The sequence below is a fragment of the Tetragenococcus halophilus subsp. halophilus DSM 20339 genome, assembly GCF_003841405.1.
Lineage (GTDB): Bacteria > Bacillota > Bacilli > Lactobacillales > Enterococcaceae > Tetragenococcus > Tetragenococcus halophilus.
Map to the genome: position 1 here is coordinate 444,156 of NZ_PXYA01000001.1, position 25,971 is coordinate 470,126.

The 25,971-nt window shown below is 35.6% G+C and carries 26 protein-coding genes and 3 pseudogenes; 18 read left to right on the forward strand and 11 right to left on the reverse strand.

Features of this window, described 5'->3' with window-relative positions:
* Window positions 1-4: 4 nt before the first annotated feature.
* Window positions 5-1,711 carry an NFACT RNA binding domain-containing protein gene (locus C7K42_RS02105; protein WP_103099627.1) on the reverse strand — a complete coding sequence of 569 codons (1,707 nt, stop codon included), beginning with the start codon at window positions 1,709-1,711 and terminating at the stop codon, window positions 5-7.
* 174 nt (window positions 1,712-1,885) lie between these two features.
* Between C7K42_RS02105 and C7K42_RS02110 the strand changes: the two genes are divergently transcribed.
* The 15 genes and pseudogenes from C7K42_RS02110 to C7K42_RS02180 all read left to right on the forward strand — a co-directional run bounded on the left by C7K42_RS02110 (window position 1,886) and on the right by C7K42_RS02180 (window position 16,697).
* Window positions 1,886-2,458 carry a hypothetical protein gene (locus C7K42_RS02110; RefSeq protein ID WP_061840552.1) on the forward strand — a complete coding sequence of 191 codons (573 nt, stop codon included), beginning with the start codon at window positions 1,886-1,888 and terminating at the stop codon, window positions 2,456-2,458.
* Between the two features lie 350 nt (window positions 2,459-2,808).
* Window positions 2,809-3,828 carry a tryptophan ABC transporter substrate-binding protein gene (gene trpX, locus C7K42_RS02115; protein ID WP_041591820.1) on the forward strand — a complete coding sequence of 340 codons (1,020 nt, stop codon included), beginning with the start codon at window positions 2,809-2,811 and terminating at the stop codon, window positions 3,826-3,828.
* The gene (locus C7K42_RS02120; RefSeq protein WP_014124773.1) at window positions 3,825-4,712 is read left to right on the forward strand and encodes an ABC transporter permease; all 888 of its coding nucleotides are present in this window, start codon (window positions 3,825-3,827) and stop codon (window positions 4,710-4,712) included. Before trpX ends, C7K42_RS02120 begins: the two co-directional genes overlap by 4 nt.
* Window positions 4,709-5,473, forward strand: coding sequence for an ABC transporter ATP-binding protein (locus C7K42_RS02125; RefSeq protein WP_014124774.1), 765 nt, complete (start codon window positions 4,709-4,711; stop codon window positions 5,471-5,473). Before C7K42_RS02120 ends, C7K42_RS02125 begins: the two co-directional genes overlap by 4 nt.
* A 481-nt stretch (window positions 5,474-5,954) precedes the next feature.
* Window positions 5,955-6,409: pseudogene (tnpA, locus tag C7K42_RS02130) on the forward strand (IS200/IS605 family transposase).
* Window positions 6,410-6,585: 176 nt separating this feature from the next.
* Window positions 6,586-7,449, forward strand: a complete 864-nt coding sequence (gene aroE / locus C7K42_RS02135; RefSeq protein ID WP_014124775.1) for a shikimate dehydrogenase — start codon at window positions 6,586-6,588, stop codon at window positions 7,447-7,449.
* Between the two features lie 17 nt (window positions 7,450-7,466).
* Entirely contained in the window at window positions 7,467-8,507 is a 1,041-nt protein-coding gene (gene aroF, locus C7K42_RS02140; RefSeq protein WP_014124776.1) for a 3-deoxy-7-phosphoheptulonate synthase, read from the forward strand.
* 4 nt (window positions 8,508-8,511) lie between these two features.
* Window positions 8,512-9,570 (forward strand): 3-dehydroquinate synthase, encoded by a 1,059-nt coding sequence (gene aroB, locus C7K42_RS02145; protein WP_014124777.1) that lies wholly within the window; start codon window positions 8,512-8,514, stop codon window positions 9,568-9,570.
* Window positions 9,571-9,584: 14 nt separating this feature from the next.
* Entirely contained in the window at window positions 9,585-10,751 is a 1,167-nt protein-coding gene (gene aroC, locus C7K42_RS02150; protein WP_014124778.1) for a chorismate synthase, read from the forward strand.
* 11 nt (window positions 10,752-10,762) lie between these two features.
* Window positions 10,763-11,856, forward strand: a pseudogene (locus C7K42_RS02155) (prephenate dehydrogenase).
* Window positions 11,857-11,867: 11 nt separating this feature from the next.
* On the forward strand, window positions 11,868-13,151 hold the full coding sequence (aroA, locus tag C7K42_RS02160; protein WP_014124780.1) for a 3-phosphoshikimate 1-carboxyvinyltransferase: 1,284 nt from the start codon (window positions 11,868-11,870) through the stop codon (window positions 13,149-13,151).
* 1 nt (window position 13,152) lies between these two features.
* Window positions 13,153-13,662: a shikimate kinase gene (locus tag C7K42_RS02165; protein WP_014124781.1), complete on the forward strand. Its 510-nt coding sequence runs from the start codon at window positions 13,153-13,155 to the stop codon at window positions 13,660-13,662.
* A complete protein-coding gene (gene pheA, locus C7K42_RS02170; protein ID WP_014124782.1) occupies window positions 13,659-14,492 on the forward strand; it encodes a prephenate dehydratase in 834 nt (277 codons plus the stop codon). Before C7K42_RS02165 ends, pheA begins: the two co-directional genes overlap by 4 nt.
* Before the next feature lie 127 nt (window positions 14,493-14,619).
* Window positions 14,620-15,762, forward strand: coding sequence for an LCP family protein (locus C7K42_RS02175; RefSeq protein ID WP_014124783.1), 1,143 nt, complete (start codon window positions 14,620-14,622; stop codon window positions 15,760-15,762).
* An 86-nt stretch (window positions 15,763-15,848) separates the two neighbouring features.
* Window positions 15,849-16,697 carry a DegV family protein gene (locus C7K42_RS02180; RefSeq protein WP_014124784.1) on the forward strand — a complete coding sequence of 283 codons (849 nt, stop codon included), beginning with the start codon at window positions 15,849-15,851 and terminating at the stop codon, window positions 16,695-16,697.
* 118 nt (window positions 16,698-16,815) lie between these two features.
* On the opposite strand, the gene C7K42_RS02185 is transcribed toward C7K42_RS02180, so the two are convergent.
* Window positions 16,816-18,084: a cytochrome P450 gene (locus tag C7K42_RS02185; protein ID WP_014124785.1), complete on the reverse strand. Its 1,269-nt coding sequence runs from the start codon at window positions 18,082-18,084 to the stop codon at window positions 16,816-16,818.
* A 145-nt stretch (window positions 18,085-18,229) separates the two neighbouring features.
* Here C7K42_RS02185 and C7K42_RS02190 point away from each other — a divergent pair, with 145 nt between their 5' ends.
* Genes C7K42_RS02190 through C7K42_RS13435 form a run of 3 tightly spaced genes read left to right on the forward strand, consistent with a single transcriptional unit; the run spans window position 18,230 to window position 19,733 of the window.
* Window positions 18,230-19,201, forward strand: coding sequence for a hypothetical protein (locus C7K42_RS02190; protein WP_014124786.1), 972 nt, complete (start codon window positions 18,230-18,232; stop codon window positions 19,199-19,201).
* A 59-nt stretch (window positions 19,202-19,260) separates the two neighbouring features.
* Complete coding sequence (locus C7K42_RS02195) at window positions 19,261-19,536, forward strand: GNAT family protein (protein ID WP_061840227.1); 276 nt, start codon at window positions 19,261-19,263, stop codon at window positions 19,534-19,536.
* Complete coding sequence (locus tag C7K42_RS13435; protein WP_157728004.1) at window positions 19,506-19,733, forward strand: GNAT family protein; 228 nt, start codon at window positions 19,506-19,508, stop codon at window positions 19,731-19,733. Before C7K42_RS02195 ends, C7K42_RS13435 begins: the two co-directional genes overlap by 31 nt.
* A gap of 238 nt (window positions 19,734-19,971) precedes the next feature.
* On the opposite strand, the gene C7K42_RS02205 is transcribed toward C7K42_RS13435, so the two are convergent.
* The 9 genes and pseudogenes from C7K42_RS02205 to C7K42_RS13445 all read right to left on the reverse strand — a co-directional run bounded on the left by C7K42_RS02205 (window position 19,972) and on the right by C7K42_RS13445 (window position 25,969).
* Window positions 19,972-20,223 carry a type II toxin-antitoxin system RelB/DinJ family antitoxin gene (locus C7K42_RS02205; protein WP_041591960.1) on the reverse strand — a complete coding sequence of 84 codons (252 nt, stop codon included), beginning with the start codon at window positions 20,221-20,223 and terminating at the stop codon, window positions 19,972-19,974.
* Between the two features lie 125 nt (window positions 20,224-20,348).
* Window positions 20,349-20,804 carry a GNAT family N-acetyltransferase gene (locus C7K42_RS02210; RefSeq protein WP_014124790.1) on the reverse strand — a complete coding sequence of 152 codons (456 nt, stop codon included), beginning with the start codon at window positions 20,802-20,804 and terminating at the stop codon, window positions 20,349-20,351.
* 11 nt (window positions 20,805-20,815) lie between these two features.
* Window positions 20,816-21,286, reverse strand: coding sequence for a YbaK/EbsC family protein (locus C7K42_RS02215; protein WP_103099539.1), 471 nt, complete (start codon window positions 21,284-21,286; stop codon window positions 20,816-20,818).
* A gap of 37 nt (window positions 21,287-21,323) precedes the next feature.
* Window positions 21,324-21,623 (reverse strand): hypothetical protein, encoded by a 300-nt coding sequence (locus C7K42_RS02220; RefSeq protein ID WP_014124792.1) that lies wholly within the window; start codon window positions 21,621-21,623, stop codon window positions 21,324-21,326.
* A gap of 140 nt (window positions 21,624-21,763) precedes the next feature.
* Window positions 21,764-22,729 (reverse strand): D-2-hydroxyacid dehydrogenase, encoded by a 966-nt coding sequence (locus C7K42_RS02225; RefSeq protein ID WP_103083521.1) that lies wholly within the window; start codon window positions 22,727-22,729, stop codon window positions 21,764-21,766.
* A gap of 165 nt (window positions 22,730-22,894) precedes the next feature.
* Window positions 22,895-24,100 (reverse strand): NAD(P)/FAD-dependent oxidoreductase, encoded by a 1,206-nt coding sequence (locus C7K42_RS02230; RefSeq protein WP_061840232.1) that lies wholly within the window; start codon window positions 24,098-24,100, stop codon window positions 22,895-22,897.
* Between the two features lie 156 nt (window positions 24,101-24,256).
* Window positions 24,257-24,712, reverse strand: coding sequence for a catalase-related domain-containing protein (locus tag C7K42_RS13440; RefSeq protein WP_307718638.1), 456 nt, complete (start codon window positions 24,710-24,712; stop codon window positions 24,257-24,259).
* A 33-nt stretch (window positions 24,713-24,745) separates the two neighbouring features.
* Window positions 24,746-25,786 (reverse strand): annotated as a pseudogene (locus C7K42_RS02235) (catalase); the annotation flags it as partial.
* A gap of 12 nt (window positions 25,787-25,798) precedes the next feature.
* A complete protein-coding gene (locus C7K42_RS13445) occupies window positions 25,799-25,969 on the reverse strand; it encodes a hypothetical protein (protein WP_307718636.1) in 171 nt (56 codons plus the stop codon).
* Between the last annotated feature and the right edge of the window lie 2 nt (window positions 25,970-25,971).

Sequence of the window (25,971 nt, forward strand, 5' to 3'; positions counted from 1 at the left end):
TATTTTATTCTTTTTTTAATTGATCGATATCCGCTTTACTAGGAGTAACAAAATAAGTACTTTGGTTTTCATAAATAACAAAGCCGGGCTTAGCTCCGTTAGGTTTTCTGATGTGTTTTACTTGAACCATATCCACTGGCACTGAAGAAGAAAAACGATATTTAGAAAAGTAAGCTGCCAGTTTAGCCGCTTCTATAATCGTCTCTTCGGTAGGATCAGCACTTTGAATAATCACATGCGAACCTGGAATATCTTTAGCATGTAACCAATGATCGGTTTTTTTGGCAGATTTCATGGTCAAACGATCGTTTTGTAAATTATTTTTTCCGACCAAAATTGGCGTTCCATCGCTTGCAAGAAAGTGTTCAGGTTGAGACTTTTTCTCTTGTTTTTTCTTCTTCTTACTAGGGGACTTAATATAACCTTGTGTAGTCAATTCTTCTCTAATTAATTTTAAATCGGTAGGAGAAGCTAGTTCAATTTGTGCCATGACTGATTCTAAATAAGCCAATTCATCCTTGGCATCCTTGATTTGTTGTCCGACAACTTTGACAGCATTGCGTAACTTTTGATAGCGTTGAAAGTATTTTTGTGCATTTTGGCTAGGCGAAAGAGCAGGATCTAAAGAAATCATAAGTGGTTGATTTTCATTATAATAATTAGCTAGTTCAACTTGATCTTTGCCCCGAGGCACTTGATTCATAAATGTGGTTAAAAGTTCGCCTTTTTGTCGAAATTCTTCTGCATTTTGGGAATCTGCCAATGTTTTCTCACGTTTTTTAAGTTTTGTTTGATTGCGTTTAATCTCATTTTCAACTCTTTTAATCAAAAAGTTCCCTTGCTGTTTCACCCGATCTCTTTCTGCTTTTTCTATATAAAAAGAATCTAACAATTGACTTAAGCTAGGATAAGTATCCTGTTCAATTTGTTGCTGTGCTAAATGATGATAAACAATAGGGGTAAAAAATTCCTTTTTTTCGGTCTTTGTATAAGTAGGTTGTGTATATTGCGTTAATTCCGTGAAAAAGTCAGACCATACCGCGATTTTTTCATTGGGTTTTTCGTTTAAGCGAAAAGCTAGTTCGTTAGCTGTATCTCGACCTAAACCTTGAAATTGGGTTTGCAGCGCTTTTCCTGTTACTTCCTCGAGCGTTGAAATTCGATCAAAGATCTGGGTATCATCTGCAGTAAGCGGATCGAGCACTTCTTGTTTGGGAGGCGCGATATAAGTAGCACCCGGCAAAAGGGTACGATAGGTGTTTTGCGATAATCCGATATGTTTAACGGCATCTAAAATTTTGCCCGTTTCTTGGTTTAATAATAGGATCGTACTGTGTCGACCCATTAACTCGACTACCAACACGATGTTTTCCAAATCTCCCAGTTCATCACGATGGGAAAAGGTAAGATGTATAACGCGATCATTAGCTACTTGTTCAATAGACTGTAAGATAGCACCTTCTAAGTATTTTCTTAACATCATAACAAAATTAGGAGGTGTTGTTGGATTATCATATCGCATGTTTGTTAGTTGAATTCGAGCATAATTAGAATTAGCGGAAAGTAATAATTTATGATTTTGACGCTGCACGCGTACAATTAGTACAATTTCATGGTCATAAGGTTGCTGAATTTTATGAACACGTCCATTTTGTAACTGGTTAGCCAACTCTTCTACCATTAAATGGGTAAATATACCATCAAATGACATGATATTCCCTCATTTCTTCAATTTGTCTTTATCTATTATAACGAATTATAGAAAAGAAAACAAAATGTAACACAAAAATAATCAAATGTTTTTGTGATAGTGCTTGACGTCAGTATTTATTTACTGCTAGTATAAATTAAAATGACAAGTGTTAAAGCAGGTGGAAATGGGTTTATGATAAGTCGGTTGGTAAAAAAAATAAAAAATAGCCTGCAAGCTTTATGGCATGGTTTTGCAGATACAATAAATGCGAATAAGAAAAAGAGTATTTTAGGTGTATTTCTTGCCCTTTTGCTGGTAATAGCTCTTACTTTTCTTACCTTAACGGTTAATAGTAAAATACGTGCTGCACAAATGGATAATCTAATTTATGAAGATCTTCCAACAAAAAAGATTGTTCCTTTTTCCTATGGAGAAGGGGATAAAATGATTAATGAAAAAAAAGCAGTTTCAGTGATGTTTGCTAAACCTAATCAAACAGAAACAAGAAAAGCGCTACAAATCATTAAGCAAAAAGAAGACGAGCTTAATCGAAAATTTTATTACTATCCTCTGGTTTATCAAACACCAGAAATTAAAAATACTTATAATATAGCATCTGATGAAGTCACTTTTGTTTTTTTCCAAAACGGTGAAGAAAAAAATCGTTTTACATTAAACTCAGTGAAAGATCCGAAAGAAAATTTCATCCCGGAGTTAAATCGGCTGCCTATGTGGAATATTGAAGTAGAAGAAAATAAAAAATAGTTGACGTAAAATAATGAATCAGTTATGATTAATTCAATTAATAAGGAAGGGAGCAAAAGCCATCATGAAAAACGTTTATATTAAGCAAGTAAGACAAACATGGCAAAGCTGGTACAAAACGTTGTATTGATAGGTTTTTTATTCTTCCTATAGATACAACTTTTTAGAAGAGCACTCTAAAGTTTTGTATCTATGCCGGTCTACATATAAGAAAACGCCGCATAGATCATTCATCTATGCGGTTTTTGTTGTTAAGACAGTTGCCGCAAAGACAATTGTCTTTTTTTATTGTATGAAAAACTTGTCGTGTTCTTTTTAACGTTAAAATGTTTAAAGAAAGAGGAAAGCCAATGAAAAATAGAGGACTTATTTTAACTATTATTGTCTTATTTGCAACACTTATTATTACCTTCGTTTTTGAGATGGGTAAATCAAGCAATGTAGATCAGGCAAATACGGACAACGAAAATAAAACTGTAGGAATATTGCAATATGTCAGTCATCCTGCTTTAAATGAAATCAGACGAGGTGTAGTAGATGGGCTTGAAGAAAACGGCTACACTGAGGGTGAGAATTTAACGATTGAATATCAAAATGGTCAAGCCGACCAAAGTAAGTTAGAAACAATGAGCCAACAATTGGTACAAGATTCGCCTGATGCTTTAGTGGGGATTGCTACTCCAGCTGCACAAAGTCTGGCCAATACTACAGAAGATATCCCTACTGTTTTAGGTGCCGTTACTGATCCGGTGGGGGCAAACTTGGTCGATGACATGGACGAGCCTGGCGGCAACCTCACTGGAGTGTCAGATAAAGCGCCCGTGGATCAACAAATGGAGCTAACCCAAGAACTACTGCCCGAAGCGGAAAAAGTGGGGATTTTATATTCCTCTACTGAAGACAATTCAAAATACCAAGTAGCCGAAGCGACAAAAGAAGCGGAAAAAGCAGGTTACCAAGTAGAAGACTATCCTGTGCCTTCAGCTAATGAAATCACCCAAACAGTACAGACAATGGGAGATGAAGTGGATATGATTTACATTCCTTTAGATAATACTATTGCTAATGCTATGCCTACAGTGGTAAATGAGGCAAATCAAAAGGATGTTCCTATTATTCCTTCGGTCGATAGCATGGTTGAACAAGGCGGTCTGGCTACTATTGGCGTAAATCAGTATGATCTAGGTGTTAAATCCGGTGAAATGCTAGCCGATATACTTGATGGTGATGCAAATCCTGCAAGCACACCTATTTATACTTTTGATACAGGAGACGTTATCGTTAATAAAGAACAAGCAGAAGAGTTAAATATCGACTTACCTGAATCAGTGACAGATGAAGCGACTTATGTAGAGGGGGAAGACGAATGATCATATCATCAATTGGACAAGGTTTATTATGGAGTGTACTTGGTTTGGGGATTTTTATGACCTATCGAATTCTGAACTTTCCGGATATGACAACTGAAGGTTCATTTCCACTAGGTGGCGCTGTCTGTGTTACAGCGATCATTAACGGTTTTTCACCCGTTGTTGCTACACTCTTAGGTGTTTTAGCAGGGATGTGTGCTGGACTTGTCACGGGCTTTTTGTACACCAAAGGGAAAATCCCGGTTATTTTATCAGGAATTCTTGTCATGTCAGCTTTGAATTCGGTAATGTTATTTGTTATGCAGTCACCTAATTTATCTTTATTGAATCAATCCAATGTCTTGAACTTCTTTACTGATATGAACTTGCCGCCCAACTTTGACACGGTATTTCTCGGTTTATCGGTTGTTATTGTCATTATTGCTATTTTGTTCTTTTTCTTTAGTACAGAATTTGGCCAAAGTTATATCGCTACAGGGGATAATGAAAATATGGCTAAATCATTAGGGATTAAGACAGATCGAATGAAAATTACCGGTTTAGTACTTTCCAATGGTGTAATTGCTTTATCAGGTGCCTTAATCGCACAAAATGATGGCTATGCCGATGTAAACAAAGGGATAGGTGTTATTGTGATTGGTCTATCTTCGATTATTATTGGAGAAGTTTTATACGGAGAATTAACATTTTTTGAACGTCTACTGGCAATTGTAATCGGAAGTATCATCTATCAATTATTGATCTTATTGATTATTCGTCTAGGCTTTGATACAACTTATCTGAAACTATTTTCTTCTATCGTCTTAGCTATATGTCTATTAATTCCACAATTTAAAGAAAAACTACGATTAAAAACGGGCTTTGAAAGTGAGGGAGAAAAATGAGTGTTTTAGAAATGCAAAATGCAGCGAAATTAATTAATAATGGTCCTAAGGAAAAGAAGGTTTTATTGGATCATATTAATCTTTCTATTCAAGAAAACGAATTTATCACTGTTTTAGGTGGTAATGGCGCCGGAAAAAGTACTTTATTTAATACAATTTCTGGTACTATGCCCTTATCTTCCGGTAAAATCCTTATTGAAGATCAAGATGTTACACAAGAAAGTGAAGAAAATCGCGCTTCACTTATCTCCCGCGTCTTTCAAGATCCTAAGATGGGAACAGCGCCCAGAATGACGGTCGCAGAAAATTTATTATTAGCGAAAAGTCGTGGAAAAAAGAGGCGTTTTCGCTTACGTCAATTAAAACAAAACCTAGATAATTTTTATGATCTAACCAAAGAAGTTGGTAATGGGCTAGAAAATCATCTAAATACGCCTACAGGTGATTTGTCAGGGGGGCAAAGGCAAGCTTTGAGTTTATTGATGGCAACTATTCAAACCCCAGAATTGTTACTTTTAGATGAACATACAGCAGCTCTTGACCCTAAAACTTCTAAATTATTGATGAATATTACTGCTCAGCGAATCAAAGAACAACAGTTAACTTGTTTAATGATTACCCATCGAATGGAGGATGCATTACAATATGGTAATCGTATGATTGTCATGCAAAAGGGAAAAATTATTCAAGATTTAAATGAAAAAGAAAAGGCTAAGCTGACAATGACTGATTTGTTGCAATTTTTCGAAGAAATCAATTGAAAATTAAAAAAATTGTTGACATTCTTCTAGCTTAGCTCTATACTAAGTTCAATCTCAATTCAGTTTGGAGCGATTTTTTATGATAAAATTAATGCAAATACAACTGAATAATTATTTCTTTAGCTATTTTAGATAGGTTTGTATTCATAAAATCGTGGATACAAACACAACAGCGTTTGTATCTATGATGGCTAGAGGATTTTGAGTTGACAAAAGGCCGCATAGATCGATAAAAATCTATAGCGAGCCTACTGATAAATTTCAATGATGTAGACACTTATAAAGGTGTTCGCTATAGTTTTTTAACTTAGCGGACACCTTTTTTATTAAGTCTTTAGACCGGGTTGAGCTCGCGTAGCGTGCGAAACAAAAAACCACCCGCTATGCGGGTGGAAAGGAAAAAGTTATACTAAAAAAATCTCTTCACTAGCGTTACAATGTAGTTGTTCAGGCTACATGGTAATGAAAGGAAGAGATTCAGTTGGCTAACAAAGCAAATAGTTTAGCCCATACAAAATGGTTATGCAATACCATATTGTATTCACCCCCAAGTATAGAAGAAAAATTGTTTATAATCAATACAGAGCAAGTCTACAAGAGATTATCAAAAGATTGTGCAGTTATAAAGGTGTAGAAATCCTAGAAGGACATATGATGCCCGATCATGTTCACTTGCTCGTAAGTATACCACCGAAGATAAGTATTTCTAGCTTTATGGGGTATTTAAAAGGAAAAAGCGCCATGATGATGTTTGATAAACATGCCAATTTGAAGTACAAATTTGGGAATCGTCATTTTTGGGCAGAAGGTTATTATGTGAGCACAGTGGGTCTTAATGAGGCAACCATCAAGAAATATATTCAAGAGCAAGAAAAACATGATATGGCCTTAGATAAACTAAGTGTTCGAGAATATGCAGACCCTTTTAAGGGTTAGAGAGTGATAAAAACACCTCTTGAGAGGTAGCAAAAGCGACAAAACCAGTGTGGCTTGAACAAAGTGAAAGCCAGCGCCTTGAGACGCTGGCTAGTATTGGGGGCTTATAGCCCCAGAGCAAACCACCCTTTTGAAGGGTGGTTATGATTTTAAGGTATTTTAAAAGGAGGAAAAAAATGGAAGTACAAATTAATGGAAAAACTAGATTAGTTGGGTTTTTTGCTTGTCCAGCCCAACATAGTCTATCACCTAAAATACAAAGTTTAGCTTTTCAACTGACAAATTCAGATGCCATTTATCTTGCTTTTGAAATACAAGAAGGTCAGATAGAAGAAGCCTTAAGATCTATATTTACTTTTAATATGTTAGGCGCTAATGTATCAATGCCTCATAAAAATACCGTATTACAGTATTTAGATCACTACTCCAAGAGCTGTCATTTGATTGGTGCAGCCAATACTATTGTTTTACGCGATAAAAAGCTATTTGGGTATAACACTGATGGCATTGGTTTTATGCAAAGCCTACAAAGTGCAGGGATCAATTATAAAGGTAAAACAATGACTATTTTAGGAGCAGGAGGCGCTGCCACCGCTATGGTTTGCCAGGCAGCTTTAGAAGGAGTGACAAAGATTCATATATTTAGTCGTGCAGGCCCACGCTTTGAACAAATGAAAGAAAAAGTCAAGGGTATGCAAAGACAAACATCTTGTAGCGTCACGCTAAACAATTTCTATGATGATGAACGCTTTAAAAAAGCGGTGGCTAATTCAGATATTTTAGTCAATGCTACGAGTATAGGTATGAAAGAAAATGAAAGTCCAATCAATGATTTTTCGGTTATAAGAGAAGATTTAGTGGTTTATGATGCGATTTATCAGCCTAGAGAAAGCTATTTATTAAAACAAGCAAAAAAACAAGGGGCCAGGACTTTAAATGGATTAGGAATGTTGTTATATCAAGGAGCTGCTTCTTTTGAATTATGGACCCATAAAAAAATGCCAGTAAAAAAGATTCAAACGATTTTAGAAGAAATATAAAAAGGTAGGGAATAAATATGATTATTATTATGAAACCAAGCGCAACAAAAAAACAAGTAACTAGCGTGATTGATCGAATCAAAGATATCGGTTTAGATGTACAAATAAATCAAGATAAAGAACAGGTGGTTTTAGGCCTGCTTGGAGACACGCGAAGTGTACAGGATATAGCTTTTCGTAGTTACGAAGGGGTAGATACGACGATTCGTATCAGCAATACCTATAAATTAACTTCCCGTGAATTTCATCCGCAAGATACAGTCGTGGATGTAGATGGCGTTAAAATTGGAGACGGAAGTTTTATTACGATGGCAGGTCCTTGTTCAGTAGAGGGCTTGGATCAAATCCGACAAACTGCACAAATCGCTAAAGCTGGTGGCGCAAAAATTTTAAGAGGAGGGGCTTTTAAACCTCGGACTTCTCCTTATGCTTTTCAAGGCTTGGAAGAAGAGGGACTAAAGTACTTAAGACAGGCAGCAGATGAACTAGATATGAAAGTTATCACTGAAGTCATGGATGAATCTCATATTGATTTGGTTGCACAATACAGTGACATTTTACAAATTGGTGCACGTAATATGCAAAACTTTAAACTTCTAGCAGCTGTAGGGAAAACGGGTAAACCCATTGGCTTAAAACGAGGAATTTCTGGTACGATCAATGAATGGCTTAACGCAGCAGAATACGTGGCAGTTGCTGGAAAAAGTCCCGTAATATTTATTGAAAGAGGGATTCGTACATTTGAAGATGCTACGCGTAATACCTTTGATTTAAGCGCTGTTCCCTTGATTAAAAAAATGAGTCATTTTCCGATCATTGTGGATCCAAGTCACGGGACAGGTGTATGGGATTTAGTGCCACCAATGGCCCGTGCCGGAGTTGCAGCAGGCGCTGATGGAATGATCGTTGAAATTCATCCAGCCCCAGAAAATGCTTGGTCCGATGGTCAACAATCATTAAATGAAGATACTTACCGTAAAATGATGCAAGAAATTGAAGTGTTAAATGCTGCTATGAATGAGATTCATTCATTAGAGATGCTTACTGCTGGGAGGTAGAAAAATGCTGCTAACAGTTAATTTAAAAGAACACAACTATCAAATAAAGATTCAGAAAAGCAGTTTAACCAACATTGGCGAGTGGCTAAAAGATATTTGGTCAAAGCGCAAAATCGCTATTATCACAGATAGCACAGTAAACCAACTTTACACACAAAAAGTTGAAAGATCACTTACAGATAGTGGATTTGCAGTAACTATTATGGAAGTAGCAAGTGGTGAAAGCAGTAAGTCTTTAGCTATGGCAGAAAAGCTTTATGCAGAATTGGCACAAAATTATTTTACTAAAAGTGATGGTATCATCGCCTTAGGCGGCGGTGTTATCGGTGATCTAGCCGGTTTTGTGGCTGCAACTTATATGCGAGGACTAGCTTTTGTACAAGTGCCTACGTCTTTACTAGCACAAGTAGATTCTAGCATTGGAGGGAAAACTGCTGTAAATACAACTGCAGCTAAAAATTTAGTAGGCACATTTTATCAGCCTGAAGGTGTTCTTATCGATCCTGATGTTTTGTCCACTCTGCCCCAAAAGCATTTAGAAGAAGGAATTGCTGAAATTGTCAAAGCAGCAGCGATTGCTGACGATCAATTATGGCAATTCCTCGATCGTTTGCAGGATACAGTGGATTTAAAACAACATGCTGAAGAAGTCATCATTGCTGCTTTAAAAGTAAAACAAGAAGTTGTTGAAAAAGATGAATTCGATCAAAACCAACGTTTAATACTGAACTTTGGTCACACAATTGGCCATGCCATTGAAAAAACAATTGGTTACGGTAAAATCAGTCATGGCGAAAGTGTAGCGATTGGCATGCTAAAGATTACAGCACATGCCGAAGAAATCGGTCTAACAGCTAAAAACACAACAAAAGAATTACAGCAAATGTTAGATAAATTTCATTTACCTACTGAGCTTTCAGATTGGGATCCATTGCAAATCAATAAAGCGATTATTCATGATAAAAAAGTAAGAGACAATCAGTTAAACATTGTTTTACTAGAAAAAATCGGTCAAGCTAAGATTGTCCCTATTCATTTAGAAAAAATGAAAGAATATTTATAAAGGAGAACTAAATTATGCGCTATATCACAGCAGGAGAATCTCACGGACCACAATTAACCGCAATTATTGAGGGTTTACCAGCAGGTTTAGCTTTATCACCAGAAGATATCAATGACGAACTAGCTCGTCGGCAAGTTGGTTATGGTCGGGGCGGTAGAATGATCATCGAAACAGATCAAGTGCAAATTACTTCAGGTTTGCGCCATGGAAAAACATTAGGATCGCCGTTAACCTTAGTTATTGAGAATAAGGACTGGAAAAATTGGCAAAAAGTTATGGGAATAGAAGCTGTGCCAGAAAAGCAAAAAAAGATGCGACGAGTAGCTAGACCTCGTCCAGGTCACGCAGATTTAGCTGGTGGTATGAAATATCATCATCAAGACTTGCGTAATGTGTTGGAACGGTCATCGGCTAGAGAAACTGCATTACGCACAGCTGTTGGTGCAGTAAGCAAAAAAATATTGAAAGAACTTGGTATTGAAGTTGCAGGACATGTTCGTATGCTAGGTGGCATTGCCTCTACAATTCCTGAGGCGATTAACCTTAGAGAAATTAAAGAAAAGTCCGAAGCTTCTGATGTAAGGGTTATTGATCCCAGCGTTGAACAGCCTATCCGTGATTTAATCGATCAAACAAAGAAAAACGGTGATACCATCGGAGGTGTGGTAGAAGTTTTAGTAGGAGGCGTTCCTGCAGGTCTGGGAAGTTATGTACAATGGGATAAAAAATTAGATGCTAAAATCGCCCAAGCAGTAGTGAGTATTAACGCTTTTAAAGGAGCAGAATTTGGCGTAGGATTTGAGGCTGGACAACTAACTGGTTCAAAGGTGATGGATGAAATTATTTGGAGTAAAGATGAAGGCTACACTCGTCGCTCAAACAATCTAGGAGGCTTTGAAGGAGGAATGACAAATGGGCAGCCGATTGTTGTTCGTGGTGTTATGAAGCCTATTCCGACTTTGTATAAACCTTTAAAAAGCGTTGATATCGATACAAAAGAGCCTTATAAGGCTAGTGTGGAGCGTTCTGATAGTACAGCAGTCCCAGCAGCCAGCGTTGTTTGTGAAAATGTGGTGGCAACAGTTGTTGCACAAGAAATCTTAGAAAAATTTTCTAGTGATTCATTTACAGAGTTACAAGAAGCCGTCACAAATTACCGAGAGTATCTAAAAAATTATTAGGAGAATTTCCCATGTCAAAACAAAATATGATGATTATCGGGCTAGGTTTAATCGGTTCATCTTTGGCTGTATGTATAAAAAAAGAGCATCCAGATGTTTTTTTGTATGGCTGGGATCATGAAAAAACAAGTAAAATAGCCAAAGAAAATAAAATCGTTGACCAAATTCCGCAAGACTTTGCTGAAGCTGCAAAAAAAGTGATGTTATCTTATTAGCTGTTCCTATAATGACCGCGCAAAATTATTTAAAAAAATTAGCGGAACTTCCATTAAAAAAGGAAGTAATTATTACGGATACTGGGAGTACAAAACAAAAAATGGTGGAAATAGCAAATTTTCACCATTTAAATTTCATTGGTGGACATCCAATGGCAGGTTCACATAAATCAGGGATTCTAGCATGCGATGAATTTCTTTTTGAAAATGCTTATTATATTTTTACTCCTCTATACAAAGAACAAAAGTATCAAGTCGAACAATTAAAAAAGTTGTTTTTGGGTACAAGAGCAAAATATGTATTACTAAAACCAGAAGAGCATGATGAAATTACCGGCATGTTAAGTCATTTACCTCATATTATTGCTTCGGCACTGGTTGAGCAAGCAGATTTTTTAAACCCAAAATATCCACGAGCACAACAATTAGCGGCAGGCGGTTTTCGAGATATCACGCGCATCGCTTCATCTGATCCGCAGATGTGGACAGACATTTTGTTAAGCAATCGTCAGATATTGCTAGAGCTGATAGAAAAATGGCAAATAAAGGTTTCTGAAATTTCTACTTTATTAAAAGCTGGAGACAGCAAGCAAATACAACAATTTTTTTCAAATGCTAAAAGCTTGCGCGATCGTCTTCCGATCGACGATAAGGGAGCTATACCTGCTTTTTATGATTTATTTGTGGATGTATTGGATCAACCAGGCAGCATTGCCGAAATTACTGGTTTGCTGGGAAAATTTCAAATTTCTTTAACCAATATTAAAATTTTGGAAACCCGCGAAGAAATCAGCGGCGTATTACAGTTAACTTTTAAAACAGAGAGAGAGTTACAGGCTGCAAAGGCACATATTGAAGAAAATACGGACTATGATTGTCGTTTCGCCTAAGGAGGAGAAGTATGAAATTAATAAATGCGGATTACTTGCAAGGTACAGTTGAAATCCCCCCAGATAAATCTATTGCTCATCGTAGTATTATGTTCGGTGCAATTGCTGAAGGGCAAACGACCATTCATAACTTTTTACGAGCTGAAGACTGCTTAAATACACTACAAGCTTTTCAAGCATTAGGCGTTCCTATCTATGATGATAAAAAAAATATAAGGATAACTGGCGTAGGTTTTGCTGGTTTAAAACCAGCAAATAGTATCATTAATGTAGGAAACTCGGGAACAACGATGCGTTTACTTTTGGGAATTTTAGCGGGTACAACTTTTGAAACAACATTATCCGGGGATGCTTCATTAAATCAACGTCCTATGGCGCGGGTGATGGATCCTTTGAAACAAATGGGGGCAGAAGTAACTGGCAATAATCATAGTGAGTTTCCGCCCGTTACGGTAAAAACTAATGCTAAATTACAAGCGATTGAGTATCATATGCCAATCGCAAGTGCGCAAGTAAAGTCTGCTATTCTTTTTGCAGCGTTGCAAGCCGAGGGCGTGACAAAGATTATTGAAAAAGAAGTCTCTCGCAATCACACAGAAGAGATGATTACGCAATTTGGTGGAAAAATTCAAGTTAAACAAAAAACAATTATGCTTCCTGGTTCTCAAAGACTAAAAGGACAAGAATTACGTGTTCCTGGAGATATCTCTTCAGCTGCTTTCTTTTTAGTCGCAGGCGCTATTGTTCCAAATAGTAAAATAACTTTAAAAAATGTTGGTCTCAATCCTACTCGTACTGGCATAATTGATGTCATGCAAGAGATGGGGGCAGATATCCAATTTACACAAACAGATCAAAAAAATGGTGCTGCGACCTTAATAGTAAAAAGTTCCGAACTAAAAGCAACGACTATCGAGGGTTCCTTGATCCCACGCGTCATTGATGAACTACCTATTATAGCATTATTGGCTACTCAAGCAGAAGGAACGACTGTGATCAAAGACGCGCAAGAATTGAAAGTGAAAGAAACAAATCGGATTGATACAACAGCGCAAGAATTGAAAAAAATGGGCGCAAATATTGCTGCAACAGATGATGGGCTGGTTATTAAAGGAAAAACAACTTTACATACCGCTAAAGTCTCTAGTCATAATGATCATCGGATCGGTATGATGTTACAAATTGCAGCACTTTTGAGCAGGAGAGACGTAGAGCTAGAAAATCCAGAAGCTATTGCTGTATCTTATCCTCATTTTTTTCAAGATATCAAGTATTTAGCAAAAAGGAAGTGTTAACATGAATATTATATTAATCGGCTTTATGGGAGCAGGAAAAACAACAATTGGACGACTTTTAGCAGAAAAACTTCATACAGAGCAACATGATTTTGATAAAATTATAGTAGAACAAATAGGGATGAGTATTGCTGATTATTTTGCCAGTTATGGCAGTGAGTCATTCCGTGAAATTGAAACAAAGGTTTTAGAACAAAGTTTGACTTTAGATGGCATTATTTCAACAGGTGGCGGTATCGTAATGAAAAAAGAAAATCAACACTTTTTACAAGGACACCCCAATGTGATTTATTTAAAAGCTGACTTAGATGAGTTAGTCCATCGCGTAGTATTAGACAAGCGTAATGTGCGCCCCCTAGCAAGTTCAAAATCAATAGATGAAATTCGGGAAGTTTACCTTCCACGAATTAGCTTATATGAAAAAAGTGCAAATTTAGTTATCGATACAACAACAAAAAAACCGGAAGACATCGTACAAGAAATTTTAGATAAAGTAGAGGTATTTCAATGAAAGTTGGCTATTTAGGTCCTAAGAGTTCATTTACTTTCCAAGCAGCTAATGAAATTTTCCCAGAAAATACATTAATTCCATTTGCTTCTATTCCATTGACAATTGAGCAACTTGAGAACAAGACGCTTGATTTTGCAGTTGTTCCTATTGAAAATTCTTTGGAGGGATCGGTACACGCTACGGTCGATTATTTATTTGACCAGACAGCTATTACTATAAAAAAAGAAGTAATCTTACCCATACGCCAACAACTGTTGGGTACACATTTTGTCGAACAAGTTAAAAAAGTTCTTTCGCATCCCCAAGCATTGGCACAAACAGAACAATACTTAAAAAAACATTTTCCAGAAGTACTATTAGAAGCAGTCAGCTCAACAACAGCCGCAGCTCAATATGTGGCAGAACATCCTCATGATAAAGTTTTAGCGATTGCTTCAAAAAAAGCTGCTGAAGAATATGGTTTACAAATTTTAGCAAAAGATATCCAAGATAACTCAATGAATAAAACACGTTTTTGGCTATTAAGCATGGATAAAGATAAGCAAAATCTTGCTAGATACCAAAATAAAAAAGTGACTTTATTTGTTAGCTTACCAGCCAATTTACCCGGCGCTCTTCACCAAGTATTATCGGCTTTTGCTTGGCGTAAGATTGATTTAGCCAAAATCGAATCCAGACCCTTAAAGACTTATTTAGGTGAGTACTTTTTCATTATTGATATTCTACTCAATGAAAATGAAGTATTAATTGAAAATGCAATAAAAGAAATTGAATTACTACATGCTAAAGTTCAATGGGTAGGGAATTATCCAGTTGATGAAATTACTTAAAAACAATGCAGATGGCGTTGTTTTTTTGTTAAAATATCTTTAAAATGATTAATTCTTTGATTTTCATTTTGCTTTATTACATAAGTATTGTATGCTATAAATTGAACAACGGTTTGGAGGAAAGTAAATGAGCCGGATGGATAGATATAGACATGAAAAAGGGCAAACGTCCAAGCAAAATTCACATAATAATATTTTCGCTCGAAGACAGCGTAGACAATCATCAGATGAGGATAGCGATCGTTTAGAGGAATACGAACAAGATTATCAAAATAACTGGCAGTCCTTTGAAGAAGATTACTATGAAGCCGATAGAGAACATGCAGAAGATGAACCTCCTGGGAATCGCCCAAAAAAGAAAATTAAGAAAAAGCGCAAAAAGAAACATCCTTTTTTACGTTTTATTCTTACAGTACTCATTTTGTTGATTGCTTATTCTGGAATTTCATTTTATATAGGTGAAAAAGTAGGAGAAAGTGAAGATAATGAAGCCCCGCAGGCAGAAAACTTTAATGGTTTTTCAGACGCCAATGGTGGCAATAATATTTTGCTTATCGGTAGTGATAGCCGCGGCGAAGAAAATGCGCGGGCCGATACGATCATGGTTTTACAACTAGACGGTCCAGCTAAAAAACCTAAATTAGTTTCCTTTATGCGGGATACCTATGTGAACATACCTGGTGCAGGAGACAATAAAATTAATGCTTCCTATGCCTACGGGGGCGCAGATTTGGTACGCCAGACATTATCTGAAAATTTTGGTATAGATTGTAAATATTATATGACATTGGATTTTGAAACTTTTGAGAAAGTTATCGATACATTATTTTCTAGTGGTGTAGATATTGATGCCGAAAAAGATATGAGTAAAAATCTAGAAACACCTATTAAAAAAGGTCCACAAAAAATGGACGGTCTAACGCTATTACAGTATGCACGTTTTCGTATGGATGAAGAAGGGGATTTTGGTCGTGTAAGGCGCCAGCAACAAGTCATTTCTGCTATTTTTAGTGAACTAAAAAATCCTATTGCGTTATTAAAACTACCTTATGCCGCAGGAAAAGCAATGGGCTATTCTGCTAATGATGTTCCGATGAGCTTTTTAGCAAAAAATAGTTTTTCAATTGCTAAAGGAGCTTCTGGAGTGGATCGTTTAAGCATACCTGCTGAAGATACCTGGAGTTATGGTCAAAGTTATGATGGCGGTAGCGTTTTGATCATGGATCAACAAGAAAATCAGCAAGCCATTCAAGACTTTCTAGCAAAATAATAACAAATGCTTCCAAATAAGTACTTGTTTATGCTATGATAATTATCGGAGTATGAAAAATGCTTGAATTGAAACGAGGATAAAGGATGAAATTAGCAATAGTCACTGATAGTACAGCTTTCCTACCTGAAAGGGTGAGGAGGCATCCAGATTTGTTTGTTATACCCATTCCAGTCATTTTGGACGGTAAAGTTTATAATGAGGATGTCGATATTCAAGCTGATGGATACTATAAGTTAATGAATGAAAGTAAAGAGTTTCCCAAAACTTCACAGCCAACTTTTGGTGAAACATTAGATTTATACAAGAAATTAAAAGAAAAAGGATATGACACGATTATCAGTATACACTTATCTTCCGGTATTTCAGGATATGTTAACAATCTTGATAGTATCAAAGATAGTGTAGAAGGGATGACCATTATTCCTTATGACACTTTAATTACAAGCATGCCTATGGGACATATGGTGGAAGCGGCCTTGAATATGCGGGATGCTGATAATTCTTTAAATGAAATTTTAGAACATTTAAATATCATTCGTGCGAATACCTACGCGTATTTAATTGTGGATGATTTAAATCATCTAGTACGTGGTGGGCGTTTAACTAACGGTGCTGCTTTGATTGGTGGTTTATTAAAAATTAAGCCAGTGTTAAAGTTTGAAGACGGAAAAATCGTGTTATTTGAAAAGATAAGGTCTACTAAAAAAGCACTGCGTCGTTGTGAAGAAGTGATTGGAGAACGTAAAAATGAAATCAATCACCCAGTAAAATTGTATGTTATTCATGGAAATCACTTAGAATTAGCGAAAAAAGAAAAAGCACGCCTGGAAAAAAGTTACCCTGATATTACAGTGGAGATTGGCCATTTCGGCCCAGTAATCGGTACTCATTTAGGAGAAAAAGCATTAGGCTTTGCTATATGCGCTGAATAAAAGCAACATCATGAACTTATTAAATTAACCATAATATAATTATGTAAACTAAATGCCATTATAATGAAACAAAACGCACAGAGCTAAAAAGTAGCATTCTGTGCGTTTTGTTTGTAGTTTATTCATTTTTAAACAATAAAACTTTATCTTCTGGGAAAGTAGGGAATTTATTCATTGGAACTGTCCAGTCTTGTTCAGGAACCGAAAACTCATAATGGTTAACTAAATTATCGCTAAATACCCGTAATGTGTGCAACGTAATCCATTCTCCAGCACAACGGTGCATTGCTCGAAAGTCGCCGCCACCTTGAGCGATCATTTCATATTCTTCATCATAAGAGATCTCTTTTGTTCGTCCTACATAACGGTCTATTACAAAAGAATCCGGATTATCTATCGAACGTCCATCGTGATTGGTTCCATAAAGATCTAAAACAACCCAGCTGCCTTCAGGAACCAGATAGCCGTCAATATCAACATCCCTTGTACTAATAGCAGGAACCATTGGGAAAAATGGATAATAACGTCTTAACTCTTGGATAAAGGAATCTTGTAAGTGATCAAAATTTTGTTTTAGTTCTTTATAGACATTATTAGGACCAAATAAAGCATGTCCCATCAGGTTTACCCAAACTGTAATAGCAACAGTTGGACGAATGATGTTTAGAAAATCTACTGCAGCAATGTTTAGAGGTAATAACTCTCCATCAACACCGCGAGCGTCAGCAAAAGCGTATAAAGCCACATTTTCTTTTCCAGGAACTGGGTTTTCACGAGCATCAGCCAGCAATTCTTGCGCCCATTTCTCAGCTTTTTTACGTCCTTCTAAGCCTTGTAAGTGATCACTTACTGAATTTACTGTACCTTCAAACATGTTCACTTGTGTATCTGCTAATTCATCAATTTCTTCTGTGGTATAATTTCCTAAATTAACACCAGCCCATTTACAAATCGCTTTAAAAAGCACGTTTTTTGTCAAATGATATAACTCAAATTTTCCTGTTTGAGCATCTAATGTTTCTTTTAATGTTTCTTCTAAAATCTTTCGATAATCTTCCATTCGATCAGGTGTCATTAAGTCCATAAAAATACTTTTACGTTTATAATGTTGCTGGCCATCTAATGTTTGCACACCGCCTTCACCTTGAAGTGTTTTTAAAATAGGCGTAGGCATAGCACTATCACGTTTAAAGTTATCAGCGTCATAGAATTTTTTAGCCGCATTTTGTCCGTAAACAGCGATAATTTCTTGATTTAAAAGAGAAGCTTTAACAACTGGAGCGTTAACTTCATTACGTAACTCGCTTAAGACCTCGTAACCAGCATTATATAAATCTTTTACTTCCTTTAACTTTACTTTTGTTTCAGGAATTTCTTTGAATGACATTTTCAATATTCCTCCTTAGTAATAATATCCTTACACTTTTAGTCTAACGTATTTTGCAAAGGGAAACAAACATTTGTCATTTTATCAGGCGCTTTTCTTTTTTTCCTTTTACGTTATAATTTAAAAGAAAGGGGAGGTAGGTAAAGTGATATTTGTCTTAATAAACATCATTCTGTTATTTTTTTTAGCGTTTATTCTATTTTATACCGAAAAAATCCGCTTTTTAAAAAAGGATTCTTCCAATATTTTGCTAGATATTTTAAAACGGTATCCGGATTTATATAAAGCATTTAAAAAAACAACATTAGATCCTATGACTTTTTCAATTCCCGGTTTATTTAAAACACAAACGCTGGAAACTGACAGTAAAAAACTGGATGATTGTTATGATATAACGCCGCAAGGGTTAGCTGTAACTGAAAATCACATATTTATTTCTGCTTATTGTTACAGTCATGAACATCACTCTGTTATTTTTATGCTTGATAAAAAAGAAAACGACCCGCCAAAAACAATGGTTTTAAAAGATCGGACACATGCAGGAGGACTTGTTTATGATAAGAATCGGCAATGCTTATGGGTTTGTTCTGCTGCAAAAAATCACGGACGAGTTTCTGCCATTCTCAAAGATGATATATTGAACTATCAGTATATGCCAAATTCTGAAATTATCCCTTATTATCATAGCGTTAATTTTCCCACGATTCCTCAAGCTTCTTTTATCACAATAAAAGAAAATTCTTTCTTTGCAGGAACTTTCGATAAAACAAAAAATGGTGTGGTTATAAAAATGACATTTGAAAAAGAGGAGGACTTTACTAACAATGACAACCTGGACGAAACAATTGATATTCCTAAAAGAGCTCAATCCATGGCTTTTTATAAAGAATATTGTTTAATATCTCAATCTTTTGGACCCGTTAGCTCTAAAATTTATATTTTTTCAAATGAACAGCTTTCTAGTGGTAAATTAAACAGCAAAACAGCTTTAAAGATCATCAAGACACCGCCTTATTTGGAACAAATCGCAGTCTATGATGCCCATTTATATGCAATTTTTGAAAGTGGTGCCAGAAATTATCGTAAAAAGACAGCAATTTCCTTATGGAAATTATAGCTTTTCATTTGCCAACTTTGCTTGATATAGTAGAATAATATTTTGATTTGGAGGTTATCATGTATATTCGAGATTATACTTTTTCTGATAAAAAAGAGACAATTAAAATGATCAAACAAACAATTCAAGAAGTGAATAAAAACGATTACAATAAAGAACAATTAGCTGCCTGGTCGTCTATAGATGAATATTCATGGAAAGCTTCTTTAAAAGACTATTCAGCAGTCGTTATGGTCAATGATTGGAATAATAAAATCATTGGTTTTGCCGATATGGATAACAAGGGCTATTTAGATCAATTTTCGTGCACAAGGATTTTCAAAATCAGACCATAGCTAGTAAGCTGATTAGTTATCTGGAAAAAAGCATCCAGAGCAGAAAATTCTCAACTTTTGCTTCAGTTACAGCAAAACCATTTTTTATAGCATGTAGCTATGAGGTTATTAGAACTAATATTGTAAATTTAAGAGGACAACAACTCAAAAACTATTATATGGAAAAAATAAACGAGAATAATAAATATGCCATATAATTGCACAAATCAAAGTTAAAGACAAAAAAAGTAAATAAAAGGGACGTAAAAACAAAAAGTAAGTTGTAAAAAGTTAAATGATTTATTTCAAATATAAAGTTAATCTTCAGTTATAACTTTGTATAATATATATTATGTAAACTAGAATATAAATTTTAAAATAGTCGCCGCGAACAACAAATACTACCTTTTGCTTTAAACTAATTCTTTTGAAATTAATAAATTACTTTTTTATAAATTAATCTTCTAGAATATCTTTAAACAATTCATCAACATCTGTATACCTCTTTGCATTAGTTAAATCCTCATTTAATGCTTTAATGGTTTCTTCATTTGGAATCTCTGGACGATTCAGTTCAAAAGGCAAACCATTATTCCAAACAACTTGTCGATAAAAAATCCTAAGCGCAGTCGAACGATCAATTCCTATATCTTTGAAAATTTCTTCTGCTTTATCAACTAATTCTTTATCTAATCGAGCTTGTATCACTTTACGTTCTTTTGATTTTTTATTCAAATTCATCACCTCAAATCGATTATATTACAAGCGATTACAAATTGAAACATAGATAAACTTTTTTCAATTTTATCTATGTTCTGATGCTCTCTATTTTTTTAATTTCCAACAACTAACTCTGCTTGATAATTACAACGATCATAATCATCAATATCCACTGGAACTTCTTTAAAACCAAAAGAATGATAGATATGTAATGCAGGTTTTAAAGAATGATTTGAGTAAATAACCACCTTTTTTGCTTCTTTTTTAATGGCGTAGTCTAAAGCGGCTTTAAAAACGGCCTTTCCAGCGCCTTTACCTTGAGCATTTTTATTAGTTGCAAATTTACAAATTTCCCAAGTATCATTTTTTATAGGAGCGGTCATACATGTTGATAATACTTTTTCGTTTTCAATTGCAAAGTATATCATAGCGCCATCAGACATTAATTTATCAATATCGTTTAACTGCTCTAAGTCATGCGCTTCAAGGGTGAAATATTCTTGAATCCAATCTTTGTTCATTTCAATAAAATCTTGCTTAAAACGTTCTTCGTATCGAATAATTTCCATTCTATCCCCTTTTACTGCTCTTTTGCTACGTCAATCCATTCTTTAGCCGATGAATAATTTTCTAGTTCCTCAGGTGTTAGCTTCACTGCACTTTGACTATCTCCTGCCGCGGGATAAATCCAGTCAAAATTTTCTAGTGATCTATCTAAATACACATCTATGTCATCATTTATCGCAAAAGGACAGACGCCTCCAGGTGAATGTCCAATAGCTTCTTCGACAAATTCTTTGGGAATCATTTTTGCTCTTTTGCCAAAAAAGGACTTATATTTTTTATTATCGACTCTCGCATCTCCTGGCATCACGATAAGAATATTTTGACTTTCGTTTAATGAAAACGACATTGTTTTAGCGATTTTTTCAGGCTTGCAACCTAATGTTTGAGCTGCTTGTTCTACCGTAGCACTAGACCCGTTCAAAACTTTCACTCGTTTTTCTAAACCTAGTGTTGAAAAATAATTTTTTACCCGTTCTAAAGACATAAGACATTCCTACCTTTCCTCGCCTTATTCTATTTTATCAAAGTAAATTAGGAGCAAAAGCACTAATTAACACCGTAATTAAAATGGTCAATACAGTGGTTAACAAAATAAAAAAAGTACTAACACCAGCAAAATATGTTTCATTTTCAAAAGAAATGGCTTTAAAACTATGGCTGTTACTAAAATAATAAACAGTTGGAATGATAACTAATAAGATAAATAATGCTTCTATTAAGTTTATCCAATGAAATGGTTGAAAAAGAAAATAAATCATTATTAGAAATGTACTTGTCCAAAAAACTTGCTTAAAAGAGACCTCTTTTCTTTTTTGAAACACAAAATTCACTCCTCTACTTACTATCACCAAAACTTAATTTAATGACTACATTACAATAAAAATGTTGATAATTCAATTAAAAATTCAATAAAAATCACCAAGAAAGTACTTCAACTTTCTTGGTGATTTAAAGTTATTTCTTAACTAGTCACTGTATTTTGCTTTCGACCTGCTAGAAATTCTGTTAAATTACTAGCGACAATATCTAATAATCGTTTTCTTGTTTCTTGTGGTGCCCAGGCTATGTGTGGTGTAATGTAACAATTCTTAGCTGCTAGTAAAGGGCTATCTTCATTGATGGGCTCCTGTTGAGCTACGTCCATGGCTGCTACGGCAAGTTGTTCGTTGTTCAAGGCTTCAGCAAGGTCTGCTTCATTAATCAAACCACCACGCGCAGTATTAATCAAAATCCCAGTATTTTTCATTTTTTGCAGTGAGGAGCTGTTGATCAACTCTTTTGTATCAGGAGTCTGCGGTACATGCAAGCTAACGACATCAGACTGGCTTAATAGTTCATTTAGGCTCACTTGTTGTAACCATTCAGCTTTAACATTTTTAGGGCGATGGTTATAAAAGATGACTTTCATGCCAAATGCATGACCAATTTCAGCCACTTTTTGAGCAATTCGTCCGAAGCCAACAAGCCCTAGCGTTTTTCCTTGTAGTTCTGTCAGCGGTGTGGCAAAAAAACTAAAATCAGGATTGCTCGACCATTGTCCTTCATGTACCAGACGATTGTGTAAACCGACTTGACTTGTGATTTCCAACAACAAAGCAAACGTGAATTGAGCGACCGCCTCTGTCCCGTATGCTGGAACATTCGTTACTGTAATTCCAGCTTTAGCTGCTGCATCAATATCGATAATATTGTAACCAGTAGCTAAGATACCTATATACTCTAAATTAGGTGCAGCATTAAGGACCTCTTCATCCAAAGGTGTTTTATTCGTCAAAACAATCCGCGCATCACCAATTCGTTGCAAGCTTTCTTTTTTATCAGTAAATGACGTTCTATCATATATTTCACATTCGCCTATTTCTTTTAATGGTTCCCAATCAATGTCGCCAGGATTTAAAGAGTACCCATCTAAAATGACAATTTTCATTCGTTATACCTCCACTAAGTTTGTTCTTCTTTAAATCATAACATGATAATTATTTCTTTTCTAATAACCAATAGCTTCATTATTTAAAGTTATTCATTCAATTTATTTTGATAAAAAAACAGCTTATCCAATAAAAAATGGATAAACTGTTTGTGTCCTTTGTTCTTAAGCTTTTTCTTTAATAGATCCAAGCAATTGATCATTATCAGCAGGAGGATTTGCTAATAGATTTCGTACATCATCTAAATCTACATTAACATTCCAAACTAAAACACCTACAAGTTGGTCATCTTTCAAGAAGTAAACAATCGTTCCATTTTCTCTTTTATCAAAGATTTGCGGCAATGTTGGATCCATTGTACCGATTGCCTGCCATGAAATATTAAATATATTGGAGTAGAAATAAGGGGTATGCGTATAAGCCTCATGCGCACCTGCCATATTTCTGCCTACTTGCTCACCGGAATTTCTCGCATGGTCTACGTGTTCAATTCTTTGATAGCCTAAGATTTTATCAGGGTAATAAGCAATATCTCCAGCTGACCAGATAGCAGAATCACTAGTTTGTAGATATTCATCTACTTCAACGCCATCTCCATCTAATTTTAATCTACTTGCTTTTGCAAGTTCAATTCTTGGTGAGACGCCTAAACCTACGACGATGGTATCTCCCTTGATTTGTGAACCATCATCTAAGGTAACCACCAATTGCTCGCCATCACGTTGATAGGATTCAGCTTTTTTACCACTAATTAGTTCAACGCCGTTCTTTTTAAAAGTACCTTCATATTCAGCAGTAATTTCTTCTGGAAATTGATTTTCACCTAAAGTATTTTCCAGATAGACCATTGTCACTTGTGTATCATTTTGTGCCAGTGCGGCTGCAATTTCACTTCCAATATAGCCGCCACCAATAAGAATAACGTGTCTATTATTTCCGCTAAATTGACGCAATTTACGATAATCGGACCAGTCTCTAAAGACAATTACATGATTATCGTCTGCTCCATCAATAGTTATCGGTTCGCCTCCAGTTGCTAGTAATAATTTATTATAATAAACGACGCTATCGTCACCTAACTGTATACTCTTATTTTCTCGATCGATTTTGTTTACTGTTGTATTAAATTTAAAACTAACATTAGGATAATCTTCTGCGCCTACTCGAATATCTTCTTCTGTAAATTCATCATCTAACCATAATTTCTTACTTAAAGCAGGACGTTCATAAGGAACATCCGCGTCTTTTGAGACAAGTAGGATAGAACCATCTGTATCTTCTTGACGTATACCTTTAACTGCGTAACCTGCAACCATACCGCCACCAACAATCACATATTCATAGCTATTGTTATTTTGTAATTGACTCATTTTAACCCTCCTGATTTTCTCTTTAATGTTTCTATTTCTATTGTAATAAAAAAGTACATAAAGATAAAAAATTATGCATTATAATAGTTAGTAAAACTAAAAGAGTATAGGCGCTATTTTATTAGCAGCCTATACTCTTGCAAAAATTATTTCACATTATAATAAAAATGGATCGTTCATAGGATCAGTCAAATAGAAAGGATCTTCTACGTTAGTATCGCGTCCTTCAGGTCCTAAATCTTTTGCAGTTTCCGGCATAGCAGGCTCTGTGGGTACATTCAAATCTTTGTGACCTCTAGCATTTGCTTTGTCGTTAGCTTCTTCTGAATCACGAGGTGTCGGTGTTAAATCAACATCTTTGAGATCGATTCCCAATGCTTTAGCCACACCTGCCCCATAGTTTGGATCTGCTTGATAGCAATTATTGATATGGCGGTGTTTAATTTGTAAGGTACTATCTCCCATATTACGAGCCGTGTTTTCAAATAATACAAGTTGTTGTTCCTCTGTCATACGGCGGAAAAGCATGCCAGGCTGGGTATAATAATCATGATCATCTTCTCTAAAGTCATAATTTTTTACATCTCCACCTTGCATTGTTGGTTCTTCCATAAATTTATGATCTGTATAATTTCCGTAACTATTAGGGGTATAATGAACTTCACTACCAAGATTTCCGTCCATCCGTCCTTGTCCATCGCGACTATAAGGATGAGGATTTTTTACACCTCGCGGAGCATTAACCGGAATTTGATGATGATTTACACCAATCCGATAGCGTGCGGCATCTTGATAAGCAAAGACGCGAGTTTGTAGCATACGATCTGGCGAAATGCCAATCCCCGGTACTTGTGCTGCCGGGTTGAATGATGCTTCTTCCACATCCTGGAAGTAATTATCTGGATTTTTATTTAATTCAAATTCTCCAACTTCCATTAGAGGGAAATCTTCTTTGTACCAAACTTTTGTTAAATCAAAAGGATTATAGTCTAATTGATTCGCTTCTTCTTGGGTCATCACTTGGATGTACATTTTCCACTTAGGATATTTTCCTTCTTCAATGGCATTGTATAGATCTGCTTGATGGGATTCACGAGTATTTGCGTTAACAATATCTGCTTCTTGATCGGTTAAGTTCTGTATTCCTTGTTGAGAACGGAAATAAAATTTTACCCAAACTCGTTCATTATCTGCATTAATCAAGCTATAAGCATGAGAACTAAACCCGTGCATAAAGCGGTAAGAAGAGGGTATTCCTCGATCACTCATGGTAATGGTTACTTGGTGTAATGACTCAGGTAATGACGTCCAAAAATCCCAGTTATTGTTAGGACTTCTCATATTTGTTCTAGGGTCTCTTTTAATCGCACGATTCAAGTCAATAAAGTGCTTTGGATCTCGGTGGAAAAACACAGGAGTATTATTGCCAACTAAATCCCAATTTCCTTCTTCTGTATAGAATTTTAATGCGAAACCACGGATGTCTCGTTCAGCATCTGCAGCACCACGTTCTCCGGCAACTGTAGAAAAACGAGCAAACATTTCCGTTTGTTTACCAATTTCAGAAAATATTTTAGCTTTGGTATACTTAGTAATATCATGTGTCACTGTAAAAGTTCCAAAGGCACCCGATCCTTTGGCATGCATACGACGTTCAGGAATCACTTCACGGTTAAAATCAGCAAGTTTTTCGAGTAACTAAACGTCTTGTAGCATACTAGGACCACGTTCTCCAGCTGTCATCGTATTGTCATTGTTGAAAACTGGAGCTCCAGCATTTGTTTGTAGTTCTGGATTATTACCAACATTTTGATTGCGACTACTTTGATAAGAATCTAATCCATTTTTAGCCATAGGGTCTTTTTCCATAT

Excerpts from the sequence above, each read along its gene's own strand:
- C7K42_RS02180 (WP_014124784.1), top strand. The coding sequence starts at position 15,849 with ATGAAATTAGCAATAGTCACTGATAGTACAGCTTTCCTACCTGAAAGG.
- C7K42_RS02110 (WP_061840552.1), top strand. The coding sequence starts at position 1,886 with ATGATAAGTCGGTTGGTAAAAAAAATAAAAAATAGCCTGCAAGCTTTA.
- aroA (WP_014124780.1), top strand. The coding sequence starts at position 11,868 with ATGAAATTAATAAATGCGGATTACTTGCAAGGTACAGTTGAAATCCCC.
- C7K42_RS02175 (WP_014124783.1), top strand. The coding sequence starts at position 14,620 with ATGAGCCGGATGGATAGATATAGACATGAAAAAGGGCAAACGTCCAAG.
- C7K42_RS02210 (WP_014124790.1), bottom strand. The coding sequence starts at position 20,804 with ATGGAAATTATTCGATACGAAGAACGTTTTAAGCAAGATTTTATTGAA.
- C7K42_RS02185 (WP_014124785.1), bottom strand. The coding sequence starts at position 18,084 with ATGTCATTCAAAGAAATTCCTGAAACAAAAGTAAAGTTAAAGGAAGTA.
- C7K42_RS02165 (WP_014124781.1), top strand. The coding sequence starts at position 13,153 with ATGAATATTATATTAATCGGCTTTATGGGAGCAGGAAAAACAACAATT.
- C7K42_RS13445 (WP_307718636.1), bottom strand. The coding sequence starts at position 25,969 with ATGGAAAAAGACCCTATGGCTAAAAATGGATTAGATTCTTATCAAAGT.
- C7K42_RS02125 (WP_014124774.1), top strand. The coding sequence starts at position 4,709 with ATGAGTGTTTTAGAAATGCAAAATGCAGCGAAATTAATTAATAATGGT.
- C7K42_RS02195 (WP_061840227.1), top strand. The coding sequence starts at position 19,261 with ATGTATATTCGAGATTATACTTTTTCTGATAAAAAAGAGACAATTAAA.
- C7K42_RS02120 (WP_014124773.1), top strand. The coding sequence starts at position 3,825 with ATGATCATATCATCAATTGGACAAGGTTTATTATGGAGTGTACTTGGT.
- C7K42_RS13440 (WP_307718638.1), bottom strand. The coding sequence starts at position 24,712 with ATGGAAGAACCAACAATGCAAGGTGGAGATGTAAAAAATTATGACTTT.
- trpX (WP_041591820.1), top strand. The coding sequence starts at position 2,809 with ATGAAAAATAGAGGACTTATTTTAACTATTATTGTCTTATTTGCAACA.
- C7K42_RS02230 (WP_061840232.1), bottom strand. The coding sequence starts at position 24,100 with ATGAGTCAATTACAAAATAACAATAGCTATGAATATGTGATTGTTGGT.
- aroE (WP_014124775.1), top strand. The coding sequence starts at position 6,586 with ATGGAAGTACAAATTAATGGAAAAACTAGATTAGTTGGGTTTTTTGCT.
- C7K42_RS02215 (WP_103099539.1), bottom strand. The coding sequence starts at position 21,286 with ATGTCTTTAGAACGGGTAAAAAATTATTTTTCAACACTAGGTTTAGAA.
- aroB (WP_014124777.1), top strand. The coding sequence starts at position 8,512 with ATGCTGCTAACAGTTAATTTAAAAGAACACAACTATCAAATAAAGATT.
- aroF (WP_014124776.1), top strand. The coding sequence starts at position 7,467 with ATGATTATTATTATGAAACCAAGCGCAACAAAAAAACAAGTAACTAGC.
- aroC (WP_014124778.1), top strand. The coding sequence starts at position 9,585 with ATGCGCTATATCACAGCAGGAGAATCTCACGGACCACAATTAACCGCA.
- C7K42_RS02105 (WP_103099627.1), bottom strand. The coding sequence starts at position 1,711 with ATGTCATTTGATGGTATATTTACCCATTTAATGGTAGAAGAGTTGGCT.
- pheA (WP_014124782.1), top strand. The coding sequence starts at position 13,659 with ATGAAAGTTGGCTATTTAGGTCCTAAGAGTTCATTTACTTTCCAAGCA.
- C7K42_RS02225 (WP_103083521.1), bottom strand. The coding sequence starts at position 22,729 with ATGAAAATTGTCATTTTAGATGGGTACTCTTTAAATCCTGGCGACATT.